The sequence below is a fragment of the Herbaspirillum sp. SJZ107 genome, from assembly GCF_006715485.1.
Taxonomy (GTDB): Bacteria; Pseudomonadota; Gammaproteobacteria; order Burkholderiales; family Burkholderiaceae_D; genus Telluria.
Genome location: NZ_VFNH01000001.1, coordinates 1,577,050 through 1,592,099 on the forward strand (window position 1 = coordinate 1,577,050; position 15,050 = coordinate 1,592,099).

Below are 15,050 nucleotides of genomic sequence, written 5' to 3' on the forward strand. Positions count from 1 at the left end.
AGCGGCCCGGGCTTTTTTTCCATGGCGGATGCAGCCGGTTCACTCGAGGGTGCCGCGCTCCAGCAGCGACAGGTAGCGCCGGAACGACGCGTCCACCGCGGTCCTGCCGCCTTCCGTGATCTCCGCATCCCAGAACGCGCCGTACACGGCATCGAAGCCGAACGGCCTGAGGCGAGCTTCCATGCGCCGCACCGTGGACGCCGGCAGCGGCAGGTAGTTCGGGTAGCTCCACATGAAGGACACGTGGCTGCGGCCGGGCGTCACCTGCAGGATATCGCCGCTGAGCAGCGCGCCGCGTCCGTCCGCGCCATCGGGCCAGTGCAGCACCGTACCCCCTTCGAAGTGTCCGCCCAGGCGCACCAGGCTCGGCTTGCCGGGGATGTCCTCGAGGGGCGTCGTGTCGCCGGACCAGAAACGCAGCAGCGGGTCCGGACGCATCACCCATGCGCGGTCGTCCTCGTGCAGCCACACCGGGCAGTCGAAAGCATGTGCCCATTCCACCATCGTCGTGTAGTAATGCGGGTGCGAGATGGCGATCGCGGCCAGGCCGCCGAAGGCGTCGATGATGTCGCGCGTGGCGTCGTCGAGCACGGAGATGCAGTCCCACAGCACGTTGCCCCCTGGCGTGCGCAACAGCAGGGCGCGCTGGCCGATGCCGGCCTTTGGCTGGGTGGCGATCGCGTACAGCCCGGGCGCCAGGCGGCGGTAATAATTCTGGTGGCTGTGCCGCAGTTCGCCCAGCGTGGTCCAGTGCTGGCCGCCGGCCGGCACGTACTGGCGGCTGTCGGCGCAGATGCGGCACGCCGGCGGCGGCCGGTCCGCCGGCGCGTATTGCGTGCCGCAGGTGGTGCAGATGAATGCCTCCATGGGTGTCGCTCCGTCTCTGGCGTCGAGAGCCACATCTTACGGTGGCGGGCCAGGCGCGGGCGCACCCATGTGCTCAGTGCGGGTGCAGGTGGCGCGCCGCCGCCAGGAAGTCGTCCGGACCGATGTCGGCCAGTTCCAGCGGCTCGGCCTGCCCATACTGCACGAAATTGCGGTCGATCGAGCGCAGGTAGGCCGGGTCGTAGTGCTCCACCAGCAGCTGGTCGACCAGTTCCGGCATGCGGCCGCCGTTGGCGAGCCCGTGCCACGCTTCGATCTTGGCGTGGCCGTGCAACTGGACCAGGTGGTCGAGCTGGGCGTTCAGGGCGGCCGGATCGGCGGCGAAGTGCTCGTAGTCTTCCATCAGCAGGCGCACCCGGTTCGGGCGCGACAACTGCAGCGCGATGCAGGGCGAGGCGCGCATGCGCTCCATCACGGTGTCGGGCACGCGCAGGTTGCCTACCTTCTTGCTTTCCGATTCGACGAACACCGGGCGCGCCGGGTCGAAGCGCCGCAGCAGGTCCCAGATGCGGGTCTCGAAGGCCTTCTGGCTCGGCTGCGGCTCGTTCGGCAGGTGGCCCAGCACCGAGCCGCGGTGCGCCGCCAGCTGCTCGAGGTCGAGCACTTGGGCGCCGATCGAATCGAGCACCTGCAGCAGGCGACTCTTGCCGCTGCCGGTGGTGCCGCAGATCACGCGGAAGTCGAGATGGCAGGGCTGCTCCAGCGCCGCGTTGACGTGGCCGCGGAAGGCCTTGTAGCCGCCGTCGAGCTGCACCACCGGCCAGCCGATCTTGGCGAAGATCAGCGCCATCGACCCGCTGCGGTTGCCACCACGCCAGCAGTAGACCAGCGGCTTCCAGTCGCGCGGCTTGTCGGCGAACATGGTCTCGACCGCACGGGCGATGTTTTTCGCCACCAGCGGCGCGCCCAGGCGCTTGGCTTCGAAGGAGCCGACCTGCTTGTAGGCCGTGCCGACCAGGATGCGCTCGGCGTCGTTCAGCACCGGGCAATTGATCGCGCCCGGAATGTGATCGAGCGCGAACTCGGATTCGCTGCGCGCATCGATGATGGTGTCGAAGTCGTCGAGCGAAGGCAGGACGGTGTCGAAGTTCAGGACTGCAGGGTATTTCATTGACTTGTTATTCTTTGATCAGCGGCGCGAATTGCGGCCAGATATTGTTGAGGATGGTCGGGTGCGCGGTCGCCAGCGGGTGCAGGCGGTCGGCCTGGAAGTTGGCCGGTTCCTGGGCCACGCCTTCGAGCATGAAGGGCACCAGCGGCACCTTCAGCTCGCCGGCCAGCTCCTTGTACATGCCGGAAAAGCGTTCGGTATAGGCGCGGCCATAGTTCGGCGGCATGCGCATGCCGACCAGCAGGACCTTGGCATGGTTCTTCTGCGCCAGCGAAATCATGCTGCGCAGGTTGTCTTCGGCGGCGTTCACCGGCAAGCCGCGCAGGCCGTCGTTGGCGCCCAGTTCCAGCACCACCAGGTTCGGCTTGTGCTGCTGCAGCAGGGCCGGCAGGCGCGTACGGCCGCCGCTGGTGGTGTCGCCGCTGATGCTGGCGTTGACGATGCGGGCATCGATCTTCTGCGCCTTCAGGCGCTGCTCCAGCAGGGCGACCCAGCCGCTGCCGCGCGTCAGCCCATATTCGGCCGACAGGCTGTCGCCCACCACCAGTACGGTTTTTGGTGCAGAATAGGCACTGCCCGACGCCGCCAGCGCGAAGGCCGCGAGGGCACCTACGGTATATTTTTTGAGACGAGCAAGCATGCGTGATATTCCCGAGGCTTCAAAAGGTGACAGCGTAACATTGGATAAGGAAAGAGGACGGCCGGCGATCGAGGTGATCGGCTTGTCGAAGCGGGTGGCCGACGCCAGCGGCGAACTCACCATCCTGCATGACGTCGATTTTACCGTGGGCGCGGCAGAGACGCTTGCCCTGGTGGGCGCCTCGGGGTCCGGCAAGTCCACGCTGCTCGGCCTGCTGGCCGGACTCGACACGCCATCGAGCGGCAAGGTGCTGCTCGACGGCACCGATATCTTCGCCCTCGACGAAGACGGCCGCGCGGCCTTCCGCAAGGCCAAGCTCGGCTTCGTGTTCCAGTCGTTCCAGCTGCTGGCGCACCTGAATGCCGTCGAAAACGTGATGCTGCCGCTGGAACTGCGCGGCGATGCCGACGCCCGCAGCAAGGCCGAAGCCATGCTCGGCCGCGTCGGTCTGGGCAGCCGCCTGCGCCACTATCCGAAATACCTGTCCGGCGGCGAGCAGCAGCGCGTCGCGCTGGCGCGTGCCTTCGTCACCGAGCCGCCGCTGCTGTTTGCAGACGAACCGACCGGCAGCCTGGACGCCGCCACCGGCGAAGCAGTCATCCAGCTGATGTTCGAACTGAACCGCGAGCGCGGGTCGACGCTGGTGCTCGTTACGCACGATCCGGCGATGGCGGCGCGTTGCGGGCGCACGCTGACCATCGCGGCGGGGCGTTTGCAGACCTGAGGATGGATCGCGCCTACGTGTTGCACAGCCTGCTCGTGGACGATGGCGCATGCCGGGACATCAACTTCTCGGAGCACATCTCCACGCAGGGGGCGAGGTCGCTGCTGGACACCCTCTCGGTGTTCTGGACGCTGACGAAGGCGACGGACGCCGAGGGTGAACACGTAGCCGGTGCCTGCCTCGGTACATCGCTGAGCCAGCAGGCGGGTGCGTTGCGCACCCTGTGGCATCGACCCGGTCTGTTGCGTGACTTGCAGGCCTTTTTTTACTGGCCAGCCCCCGACCAGGTGTTTTGCGAGCTGACCTTCTTTCCCGAAGCCCTCGATGTGCCGGGGTTCACGCTGGAAGATTTGTTGACGCAGCTGGCCACCTTCGTGCGCGTCAGCGGATCTCAAGAATATTATGTGCGTTTCGAAAACGCCGCGTGGCGTCACGGCTGTCACGACAGGGAGCAGGGCGTCATTCTGTCTCACCTGTCCATCCCGCTGCCACTGACGTAGCGGCCACCAGCCGATTGAGTTCGGCCCGGATCGCGCGCGGCAGCTCACCCGCCGTCAGGCCGATCGGCCCGGCGCCATCAACCACCAGCCGGTCCGCCGCCGCCCCGTGCAGCCATACCGCACCGAGTGCGGCTTCCCATGCCGGCCAGCCCTGGCCCAGCAAGGCGCCGCACACGCCGGCCAGCACGTCGCCGCTGCCGCCGGTCGCCAGCCCGGGGTTCCCGGTGGGGTTGATCGCGACCTCGCCGTTCTGGCGCGCGATCACGCTGCCGGCGCCTTTCAGCACCACCACCGCATTCAAGCGCTGCGCCAGCTCGCGCGCGTTTTCGAGGCGGTCGGCCTGCACGATGGCTGCGGTCACGCCGAGCAGGCGCGCCGCTTCCAGAGGGTGCGGCGTCAGCACCACGGGGCCGTCGTGATGGGCCAGGCGCGCCTGCAGGTCGGGACTGGCCGCGACCAGGTTCAAGCCGTCGGCATCGAGCAGCAGCGGCCCGCTGCCGTCGATCAGCTTGCCGAGCAGGCGCATGGCTTGGTTTGAATCGCCCAGGCCGGGACCGGCGACCACCGTGCGCCGCTCGAATGCGAAGCCGGCCGCGTCGCGCAGCATGATTTCCGGCTGCCGCGGATCGACGCCGAGGGCCGCATCGAGGGCCGCCAGGAACACCCGGCCGGCGCCGGCGAACAACGCGCCGCGCGCCGCCAGCAGCCCCGCACCCAGCATGCCCGGCGCGCCGCCCAGTACCGCCACGTCGCCGAAGCTGCCCTTGTGCGAATTGCGTCGCCGCGGCGCCAGGCAGGCGCCAAACAGGGCCGGCGTATTGCGGCAGACCTGCCCCGGTTCGCGCACCGCCACATCGAGCAGGTCGACGCTCACCCGGCCTGCGTAGTCGCAGCCGTCGCCGGTATGCAGGCCCGCTTTGTCGCCGAGGAAGGTGATGGTGTGGGTGGCGGCGACCGCCACCCCGCCCGGGCCGACAATGGCGCCGGTATCCGCGTCCAGGCCGCTCGGCACGTCCAGCGCCAGCACAGGCCCGCGCATGACATTGATCTGTTCCACGAGCTGGCGCGCCTGGCCGTCGAGCGGGCGGGCCAGGCCGATGCCGAACAGGCCGTCGACCACCAGCGCGTACTGCGCATCGGCCGCGACGGCGTCGATGAAGCGCAGGCCGGCGCCGCGTGCACGTTCCAGCGCCGCCTGGGTTTCCGGCGAGGGCGCGCTGCCGGCCAGGTGCACCACCTCGACCGTGCATCCGGCCTCGGCCAGGTTGGCGGCCACTTCGAGCGCATCGCCGCCGTTGTTGCCGGGACCGGCCAGCACCAGCACCGTGCCGATAGGCCGGGTTTTCAACAACTCGACCGCCTGGGCAGCTGCTGCGGCCCCGGCGCGCCGCATCAGCGTACCTGGCGGCAGGCCGGCATGGGCCGCATGTTCGATGTCGCGGATCTGGGCGATGCTGTAGAGCTGGCTTTCCATACGAGGTCCATGAGGCGGGTGCAAAAGTGCATTTTCGCTAAAATCCGTCCGCCGCGCTGCACGCGACTACAATAGGCACAGCGACTGAATGGAGATATGGCATGGACTGGCAGTTCTGGATCGACCGCGGCGGCACCTTCACCGACATCGTTGCACGCCGCCCCGACGGCGCACTGGTGACCCACAAGCTGCTGTCCGAGAACCCGGAACAGTACCGCGACGCCGCCGTGGCCGGCATCCGCCACCTGCTCGGGCTGCAGCCCGGCGAGCCGATCCCGGCCGGCCGGGTGGACGCCGTCAAGATGGGCACGACGGTCGCCACCAACGCACTGCTCGAGCGCAAGGGCGAGCCGACCGCGCTGGCGATCACGCGCGGCTTCCGCGACGCGCTGCGCATCGCCTACCAGAACCGGCCGCGCCTGTTCGACCGCCACATCGTGCTGCCCGAGCTGCTGTATGCGCGCGTGATAGAGATCGACGAGCGCATGGGCGCGCACGGCGAGGTCGTGGGGGCGCTCGACCAGGAAGCGGCCCGGCGCGCCCTGCAGCAGGCCTGGGACGACGGCCTGCGTTCCCTTGCCATCGTCTTCATGCACGGCTACCGCTACAGCGGCCATGAAGAAGCGGTGGCGCGCATCGCGCGCGAGATCGGCTTCACCCAGGTCTCGAGCTCGCATGCGGTCAGCCCGCTGATGAAACTGGTGGCGCGCGGCGACACCACCGTGGTCGACGCCTACCTGTCGCCGATCCTGCGCCGCTACGTCGACCAGGTGGCGGCCGAGCTGCCCGGCGTGAATCTGCAGTTCATGCAGTCGAACGGCGGCCTGACCGATGCGCGCGCCTTCCAGGGCAAGGACAGCATCCTGTCCGGCCCGGCCGGCGGCATCGTCGGCATGGTGCGCGCCAGCCGCCTGGCCGGCTTCGAGCGCGTGATCGGCTTCGACATGGGCGGCACCTCGACCGACGTGTCGCACTACGCCGGCGAGTTCGAACGGGTGTTCGAGACCCAGGTCGCGGGTGTGCGCATGCGCGCGCCGATGATGAGCATCCACACGGTGGCGGCGGGCGGCGGCTCGATCCTGCATTTCGACGGCAGCCGCTACCGCGTGGGGCCGGATAGCGCCGGCGCCAATCCCGGCCCGGCCAGCTACCGCCGCGGCGGGCCGCTCTGCGTCACCGATGCCAACGTCATGCTCGGCAAGCTGCAGCCGCGCCACTTCCCGCACGTGTTCGGGCCGCAGGCCGACGAAGCGCTCGACATCGATGCGGTGCGGGCCGGGTTCGAGGCGCTGGCGTCGGAAATCGGCCGTGCAGGCGGGCAGGCCGCGCCGTCGCCCGAATCCGTGGCGGAAGGGTTCATCCGCATCGCCGTCGGCAACATGGCGAATGCGATCAAGCAGATCTCGGTGCAGCGCGGCCACGACGTCACCGACTACACGCTGACCAGTTTCGGCGGCGCCGGCGGCCAGCATGCCTGCCTGGTGGCCGATGCGCTGGGCATGAAGACGGTGTTCATCCACTCGCTGGCGGGCGTGCTGTCGGCCTACGGCATGGGCCTGGCCGACCAGAGCGCGATGCGCGAGCATGCGGTGGAGCGGCGCCTCGACGCCATCGGCGAGGGCGAGCTGGCGCTCACCCTGGAAGGACTGGCCGGGACCGCACGCGAGCAGTTGCTGGCGCAGGGCGTGCAGATCGAGCGCATCGAACTGCTGCACCGCGTGCACCTGCGCTACGAAGGCACCGATTCGGCGATCGTGGTCGCCTTCGGCAGCAGCGAGGCGATGCGGGCACGCTTCGAACAGGCTTACCGGCGCCGCTTTTCGTTCCTGATGCCGGACAAGGCGCTGGTGGTGGAGGCGGTGTCGGTGGAAGCGCTGGGCCGCTCGGACGCGCCGCCCGAGCAGCCGCTCGACGCCCCCCTGCGCGACGACGTGCCGGCGCCCTGCGAATCGGTGCCGATGTTCGGCGACGGCGCCTGGCGCGATACGGGCGTCTACCTGCGCCGCAGCCTGGCGCCCGGCCACCGCATCGCCGGGCCGGCCATCATCGCCGAAGACAATGCGACCACGATCGTGGAGGCGGGCTGGCAGGCCGAGGTCACGCCGTACAACCACCTGGTGCTGCGGCGCGTGGAGGCGCTGCCCGAGCGCCACGCGATCGGCACCAGCGCCGATCCGATCATGCTCGAGATCTTCAACAACCTGTTCATGTCGATCGCCGAGCAGATGGGCCTGCGCCTGCAGAATACGGCCTATTCCGTCAACATCAAGGAACGCCTCGACTTCAGCTGCGCCATCTTCGATGCGGATGGCAACCTGGTCGCGAATGCGCCGCACATGCCGGTACACCTGGGTTCGATGGGCGAGAGCATCAAGGCCGTGATGCGCAAAAACGCCGGCCGCATGCAGGCCGGCGACGTGTTCATGCTGAACGATCCGTACAATGGCGGCACCCATTTGCCGGACGTGACGGTGATCTCGCCGGTGTTCGACAGCGAAGGCAAGGAAATCCTGTTCTACGTCGGCTCGCGCGGCCACCACGCCGACATCGGCGGCACCACGCCGGGCTCGATGCCGCCGGATTCCACGCACATCGAGGAAGAGGGCGTCCTGATCGACAATTTCAAATTGGTCGATGGGCACGACGGCATGCTGCGCGAAGCGGAAACGCGCGCGCTGCTGGCAGGCGCACGCTACCCGGCGCGCAATCCGGACCAGAACCTGGCCGACCTGCGCGCCCAGGTCGCGGCCAACCAGAAAGGCGTCGAGGAACTGCACAAGATGGTGGCGCTGTACGGCCTCGACGTGGTGCGCGCCTACATGGGCCACGTGCAGGACAATGCCGAGGAAGCGGTACGGCGCGTGATCGGGGCCCTGAAGGACGGCCGCTTCGTCAACCAGCTCGACAACGGTGCGCGCATACAGGTCGCGATCCGCGTCGACCAGGCCGCGCGCAGTGCCGAGATCGACTTCAGCGGCACCTCGGGCCAGCTGCCCAACAATTTCAATGCGCCGTCGAGCGTGTGCATGGCGGCGGTGCTGTACGTGTTCCGCACGCTGGTCGACGATGCGATCCCGCTGAATGCCGGCTGCCTGAAACCGCTGAAAGTCATCATCCCGCCCGGGTCGATGCTGAACCCGCATTACCCGGCCTCGGTGGTGTCGGGGAACGTCGAGACCTCGACCTGCATCACCAACGCGCTGTACGGCGCGCTCGGCGTGATGGCCGCCAGCCAGGGGACGATGAACAACTTCACCTTCGGGAATGCGCGCTACCAGTATTACGAGACCATCTCCGGCGGCTCGGGTGCCGGGCCGGGCTTCGACGGTACCGACGTGGTGCAGACCAATATGACCAATTCGCGCCTGACCGATCCGGAAATCCTCGAGTTCCGCTTCCCGGTGCGGCTGGAGAGCTATGCGATCCGTCCCGGTTCGGGCGGGGTGGGGCGCTGGCATGGCGGGAATGGCGGCGTGCGCAGGATCCGCTTCCTGGAGCCGATGACGGCGGCGATTTTGTCGAACAATCGGCTACACGCGCCGTTCGGCATGGCAGGCGGTGAGCCGGGTGCGAAGGGGCGTAACCAGGTGGAGCGGGTGGATGGGCGGGTGGAAGAGCTGGGGCATATCGGGAAGACCGATATGGCGCCGGGGGATGTGTTCGTTATCGAAACGCCGGGGGGTGGGGGCTACGGCGCGGTGTAGCGGTTGAGCGTGCAACTTGGATTCCCGCCTGCGCGGGAATGACGTTCATGAGCTGGCGGTCCTGAACGCTGTTCTGGCTTGCATCATCAGTACGTCGTTCCCGCGAAGGCGGGAACCCAAGTTCGTCGCATATCCCAACCGCGAACACGCGGGCATCAGGTCGAGATGCCGTACTTCCGCTTAGCCGCCAAAAACTCCGCCTCCAGCGCCGCCAGCCGCGGATGCGAAGCATCCAACCCGCGGATATGCGCAAGCTGCTCCCCGCACAGGGTTCCCAGCGGCTCGTCCCACCCCATTTCCATCACTTGGCGCAGGATGCCGCCCACCAGCGCGATCATCACCTGCAGGTTGTTGGGCGCCATGTTGAGCGCTTCCAGCAGCGTCTGCACCGCGCCGCGCACGTCGCCCATGTTGCGCTTTTCGTCGGCGATGCCGAGCAGGATCTGGGCCTGGGCGCGCAACTGCTTCACCATGCCTTCGGCCAGGTCGGGGCGGCCGGCATCCACGAACACTTCGGTGGCCTGGCGCGCCGAGACGCCGGCGTCTTGCGGCGTCGCCGCGCCCAGTCCCGCCATCATCACGGCGGCGGCTTCCTCGTCGAGCCGGTGCGCCAGGCAGGCGCGCGCCAGGTCGGCGCGCAGGCTGCCGGACAGCACGCTGCCGCCGCGCACGGCGTCGACCGCCTGCTTCAGCTGCGCCACCGCCCCGGCACCGTTGCCGCCGGCGTCCTGCACCAGCGCGCTGGCGAGGGCGGCGCAGGCGGCTGTCTCGGGCGCCCCCTGCAGCGAGCGCTCCATGTCGCGGATCACGCCGCCGGCCGCCGGCGCATCGCCCCTGGCGACCAGCGCCTTGACCAGGCCGAGGTGGTCTTGCGGTGTGCGGAATGCGGAATGGCGCGAGCGCGCCACCGCCTGGCGGTAGGATTGCTCGGCGGCGGCAGGGTCGCCGGCTTCGAGCGCGACCTCGCCCAGCCTGCGCAGGCGTCCGACCATGTGCGGCGAGAGCGCCACCGCGGCCGCCAGCACCTTCTGCGCCTGGGCGTGCGCGGCGCGCGCTTCGTGGCAGCGCGCCAGCAGATCATAGGCCGCCATCAGGCGCGGATTGTCGTCGATCAGCGCGTCGAGCAGGGTGGCGGCTTCGTCGATGCGCTCCTGCTCGACCATCGCGCGTGCCAGTCCGAGTCCGGCCCAGCCCAGCGGCCGCGCCGCCAGCACCTCGCGGTACACGCGTTCGGCCTCGCGCGGCTCGCGCAGCGAGGCGTGCAGCTCGGCGCGCAGGCGCGCGAAGTCGAAGGCAAAGCGCGGCCTGGCGCGGGCGCCGTCGATGCAGGCCTGGATCGCGGCGCGCGGCTGGCCCTGCGCCACCAGCTGGTAGGCCGGCAGCAGGGCGGCGCGGCGATCGAGCGCGCGCGTGATGCGCTCGTGCAGCATGCCGGCGGTGAAGGGCTTGAGCACATAGTCGGTAGGCGCCAGCTCGGCCGCGCTGACCACCTTGTCGCGGCTGCCCTCGGCGGTCAGCATGATGAAGATCGCCCAGGGCGGGATGATGCGCTCGCGGCGCAGGTCTTCGAGCAGCTGCTGGCCGTCCTGGCCCGGGCCGCCGAGATCGTATTCGCACAGGATCACGTCGAAGCTGCGGCGTGCCAGCTGCTTGACGGCAGTGCCGGCGTTGACGGCGAACTCGACGCGCGTGATGCCCGCCCCGTTGAGCATGTTCTGCAGGTTGGCGCGGATGCCCGGATTCGGGTCCACGACAAGAACGCTCAACTGGGCATTCTGTGCGGCGTTCTGTGGCGTATTCGGGCTGGTTTCGGGCATCGTCGTTCTCGTCTGGACCGCACTACAATAAGCGATTCCTCGTCACCCTGCCAAGCGTGCAGGGGCACGGGGCTGCGGCCGAGGCGCTTCCAGAGTGTCAACAGTGGCCGACACTGTATAATAGCGGGCTATCTTTCACCCGCAGCCACGCTGCATCAACCGACTGTTTAGCCATGTTGATTCTGCCGGGTTCCAACGCCCTCTCTGCCTTCCGTAGCAACCGCCTCCTCACGCAACTGCAAGCCGTCGCCCCGACGATCGCCGCCGTGCAGGCACGTTACTACCACTTCATCGACGCCAGCAGCCCTCTCACCACGGAGGATACCGAGCGTCTGACGGCCATGCTCACCTACGGCGAGCCTGTGCCGGAAACGCAGTACGAGGGCGTGACCGAGGAGTTCTTCGTGATCCCGCGCCTGGGCACGATCTCGCCCTGGGCCTCGAAAGCGACCGACATCGCCCACAACTGCGGCATGGCCCACATCCACCGCATCGAACGCGGCGTGGCCTATACCGTGGTGCTGAAGAGCGGCATCCTCGGCACCGGCTTTGGCGCACCGAAGAAGCTGCCGGATAACGAGATCGCCGCCGTCTCGGCGCTGCTGCACGACCGCATGACGGAAACCGTGCTGCGCAACGCCGACCAGGCCCAGGCGCTGTTCACCGAACTCGAAGGCCGTCCGCTGGAATCGGTCGACATCCTGGGCGCCGCCGGCCGCAATGCGCTGGTGCAGGCCAATGCCGAGATGGGCCTGGCCCTGGCCGAAGACGAGATCGACTACCTGTTCGACGCCTTCACCCGCGTCCAGCGCAACCCGACCGACGTCGAACTGATGATGTTCGCCCAGGCCAACAGCGAACACTGCCGCCACAAGATCTTCAACGCCGAGTGGACCATCGACGGCGTCAAGCAGGACAAGTCGCTGTTCGGCATGATCAAGAACACCCACCAGCTGCAGCCGAAGGGTACCGTGGTTGCCTACAGCGACAACTCGGCGATCATGGAAGGCGCCGAAGTGATGCGCTTCTACCCGCAGGGTGAAGCCAATGAGTACACCGCGGCCACCCAGCTGACCCACACGCTGATGAAGGTCGAGACCCACAATCACCCGACCGCGATCTCGCCGTTCCCGGGCGCCTCGACCGGCGCCGGCGGCGAGATCCGCGACGAGGGCGCGACCGGCCGCGGCGCCAAGCCGAAGGCCGGCCTGACCGGCTTCACGGTGTCGAACCTGAACATCCCGGGTGCCGAACAGGCCTGGGAAACGCCGGCCTACGGCAAGCCGGAACGCATCGCCTCGCCGCTGCAGATCATGGTCGACGGCCCGCTCGGCGGCGCCGCCTTCTCCAACGAATTCGGGCGTCCGGTGCTGGGCGGCTACTTCCGCACCTACGAGCAGAACGTCGGCAAGACCGTATTCGGCGACAACACCGTGTTCGGCTACCACAAGCCGATCATGATCGCCGGCGGCATCGGCAACATCTCGAACGAACACACCCACAAGAACGACATCCCGCCGGGCAGCCTGCTGATCCAGCTGGGCGGCCCCGGCATGCGCATCGGCATGGCCGGCGCGGCGGCGTCGTCGATGGCGACCGGCACCAACACCGCCGACCTCGACTTCGACTCGGTCCAGCGCGGCAATCCCGAGATGGAGCGCCGCGCCCAGGAAGTCATCAACAGCTGCTGGCAGCTGGGCAGCGACAACCCGATCATCTCGATCCACGACGTCGGCGCCGGCGGCATCTCGAACGCCTTCCCGGAAATCACCAACGACGCCAAGCGCGGCGCCACTTTCGACCTGCGCAAGGTGCCGCTGGAAGAAAGCGGCATGTCGCCGCGCGAAATCTGGAGCAACGAGTCGCAGGAGCGCTACGTGCTGGCGATTTCGCCCGACGACCTGGCGCGCTTCGCCGCCATCTGCGAGCGCGAGCGCTGCCTGTTCGCCGCGGTCGGCGTCGCCACCGAAGAACGCCAGCTGCGCCTGATCGACCCGCTGACCAATACCTCGCCGGTCGACATGCCGATGGACGTCCTGCTCGGCAAGCCGCCGAAGATGTCGCGCAACGTCGAGCACGTGCAGAACGACTTCGCGCCGGTCGACGTCACCGGCCTGGAACTGTCGGAAGTGGCGCGCCGCGTGCTGCTGCTGCCGACCGTGGCCGACAAATCCTTCCTGATCACCATCGGCGACCGCAGCGTCGGCGGCATGAGCGTGCGCGACCAGATGGTCGGCCCGTGGCAGGTGCCGGTGGCCGACGTCGCCGTCACCACCATGAGCTTCGAAGGCTTCAAGGGCGAAGCGATGGCGATGGGCGAACGCACCCCGGCCGCCGTCATCGATGCGCCGGCCTCGGGCCGCATGGCCGTCGGCGAAGCGATCACCAACATCGCCGCCGCACCGATCGCGGACATCACCGACATCAAGCTGTCGGCCAACTGGATGGCGGCCTGCGGCCAGCCGGGCCAGGACGCCGCGCTGTTCGACACCGTCAAGGCCGTCGGCATGGAACTGTGCCCGGCACTGGGCGTGTCGATCCCGGTCGGCAAGGATTCGCTGTCGATGCGCACCACCTGGAACGATAACGGCGAATCGAAGGCAGTGATTTCGCCGGTGTCGCTGATCGTCAGCGCATTTGCGCCGGTGGGCGATGTACGCAAGACGCTGACCCCGCAGCTGCGCACCGACCTCGGCGACACCTCGCTGATCCTGATCGACCTCGGCCGCGGCAAGAACCGCCTCGGCGCCTCGGCGCTGGCGCAAGTCACCGGCCAGCTCGGCAACGAAACCCCGGACCTCGACAACCCGGCCGACCTGAAGGCCTTCTTCGCGGCCGTCCAGCAACTGAATGCGGACGGCAAGCTGCTGGCCTACCACGACCGTTCCGACGGCGGCCTGTTCGCGGCCCTGTGCGAAATGGCCTTCGCCGGCCGCGCCGGCGTCTCGGTCAACCTCGACATCCTGACCATGGAAGGCGAGCACGCCTCCGACCACGGCGACGCCAAGAACTGGACGGCGCAGGTCGGCGAGCGCCGCAACGAGATGACGCTGCGCGCGCTGTTCAGCGAAGAGCTGGGCGCCGTGATCCAGGTGCGCCACGACGAGCGCAGCGCCGTGATGAACGTGCTGCGTTCATTCGAGCTCGGCGCCTGCAGCCACATCATCGGCAAGGTCAACGACCGCGGCGTGATCGAGTTTACCCGCGACACCAAGGTCATCTACCAGGAGCGCAGGAGCGCGCTGCACCGCCTGTGGAGCGAGACCAGCTGGCGCATCGCGCGCCTGCGCGACAACCCGGAATGCGTCGACCAGGAATACGAGCGCCTGCTGGACGAGCAGGACCCGGGCTTCACGCCGAAGCTGGTGCACGACACGAATGTCAACATCGCCGCACCGTTCATTGCCACCGGCGCGCGGCCGAGCGTGGCGATCCTGCGCGAGCAGGGCGTCAACTCGCACATCGAAACCGCCTGGGGCATGCACCAGGCCGGCTTCAAGGCGGTGGACGTGCACATGAGCGACCTGATCGCCGGCCGCGTCTCGCTGCAGGACTTCAAGGGCCTGATCGCCGTCGGCGGCTTCTCCTACGGCGACGTGCTGGGCGCGGGCGAGGGCTGGGCCAAGACCATCCTGTTCAACGCCGCCCTGAAAGAGCAGTTCGCCGCCTTCTTCGGCCGCGAAGACACCTTCGGCATGGGCGTCTGCAACGGCTGCCAGATGATGAGCAACCTGAAGGGCATCATCCCGGGCGCCGAAGCCTGGCCGAAGTTCACCCGCAACAAGTCGGAACAGTTCGAGGCGCGCTTCGGCATGGTCGAGGTGCTGGATTCGCCGTCGATCTTCTTTGCGGACCTGGCCGGCACGCACGCGCCGCTGGCGATCGCCCACGGCGAGGGCTTTGCCGATTTCTCGCAGACCGGCGATTTGTCGAAGGTGGTGCAAACCTTGCGCTATGTCGACAATCGCGGCCAGGCGACCGAGGCGTATCCGTTCAATCCGAACGGTTCGCCGGGCGGCCTGACCGCGGTGACCACGCCGGACGGCCGCTTCACCGTGATGATGCCGCACGCCGAGCGTGTGCAGCGTACGGTGACCATGTCGTGGCATCCGGATGGCTGGGGCGAGAATTCGCCCTGGGCACGCATGTTCCAGAATGCGCGCAAGTGGGTCGGCTGATTTGAATCAATGTGATG

9 protein-coding genes are annotated in these 15,050 nt (G+C 68.2%); 4 read left to right on the top strand and 5 right to left on the bottom strand.

Annotated features, from left to right (window positions below; genetic code table 11):
- Window positions 1–39: 39 nt before the first annotated feature.
- The 3 genes from FBX97_RS07085 to FBX97_RS07095 all read right to left on the bottom strand — a co-directional run bounded on the left by FBX97_RS07085 (window position 40) and on the right by FBX97_RS07095 (window position 2,636).
- A complete protein-coding gene (locus tag FBX97_RS07085; RefSeq protein WP_141829854.1) occupies window positions 40–867 on the bottom strand; it encodes an MBL fold metallo-hydrolase in 828 nt (275 codons plus the stop codon).
- 73 nt (window positions 868–940) lie between these two features.
- Window positions 941–1,996, bottom strand: coding sequence for a tRNA 2-selenouridine(34) synthase MnmH (gene mnmH / locus FBX97_RS07090; RefSeq protein ID WP_141829855.1), 1,056 nt, complete (start codon window positions 1,994–1,996; stop codon window positions 941–943).
- 7 nt (window positions 1,997–2,003) lie between these two features.
- Window positions 2,004–2,636, bottom strand: a complete 633-nt coding sequence (locus tag FBX97_RS07095) for an arylesterase (RefSeq protein ID WP_141829857.1) — start codon at window positions 2,634–2,636, stop codon at window positions 2,004–2,006.
- Here FBX97_RS07095 and FBX97_RS07100 point away from each other — a divergent pair.
- Both FBX97_RS07100 and FBX97_RS29525 read left to right on the top strand, forming a co-directional pair.
- Window positions 2,635–3,360, top strand: coding sequence for an ABC transporter ATP-binding protein (locus tag FBX97_RS07100; protein ID WP_141829858.1), 726 nt, complete (start codon window positions 2,635–2,637; stop codon window positions 3,358–3,360). The genes FBX97_RS07095 and FBX97_RS07100 overlap by 2 nt on opposite strands.
- Before the next feature lie 2 nt (window positions 3,361–3,362).
- Window positions 3,363–3,860, top strand: coding sequence for a hypothetical protein (locus tag FBX97_RS29525; RefSeq protein ID WP_185748497.1), 498 nt, complete (start codon window positions 3,363–3,365; stop codon window positions 3,858–3,860).
- On the opposite strand, the gene FBX97_RS07110 is transcribed toward FBX97_RS29525, so the two are convergent.
- A complete protein-coding gene (locus tag FBX97_RS07110; RefSeq protein ID WP_141829862.1) occupies window positions 3,820–5,334 on the bottom strand; it encodes an NAD(P)H-hydrate dehydratase in 1,515 nt (504 codons plus the stop codon). The two genes, FBX97_RS29525 and FBX97_RS07110, sit on opposite strands and share 41 nt — an antisense overlap.
- A 101-nt stretch (window positions 5,335–5,435) precedes the next feature.
- On the opposite strand from FBX97_RS07110, the gene FBX97_RS07115 reads away from it, so the two are divergent.
- Window positions 5,436–9,038: a hydantoinase B/oxoprolinase family protein gene (locus FBX97_RS07115; protein ID WP_141829863.1), complete on the top strand. Its 3,603-nt coding sequence runs from the start codon at window positions 5,436–5,438 to the stop codon at window positions 9,036–9,038.
- A 155-nt stretch (window positions 9,039–9,193) separates the two neighbouring features.
- On the opposite strand, the gene FBX97_RS07120 is transcribed toward FBX97_RS07115, so the two are convergent.
- The gene (locus tag FBX97_RS07120) at window positions 9,194–10,855 is read right to left on the bottom strand and encodes a response regulator (protein ID WP_141829865.1); all 1,662 of its coding nucleotides are present in this window, start codon (window positions 10,853–10,855) and stop codon (window positions 9,194–9,196) included.
- A 173-nt stretch (window positions 10,856–11,028) separates the two neighbouring features.
- On the opposite strand from FBX97_RS07120, the gene purL reads away from it, so the two are divergent.
- Complete coding sequence (gene purL, locus FBX97_RS07125) at window positions 11,029–15,033, top strand: phosphoribosylformylglycinamidine synthase (protein ID WP_141829867.1); 4,005 nt, start codon at window positions 11,029–11,031, stop codon at window positions 15,031–15,033.
- Window positions 15,034–15,050: the final 17 nt, after the last annotated feature.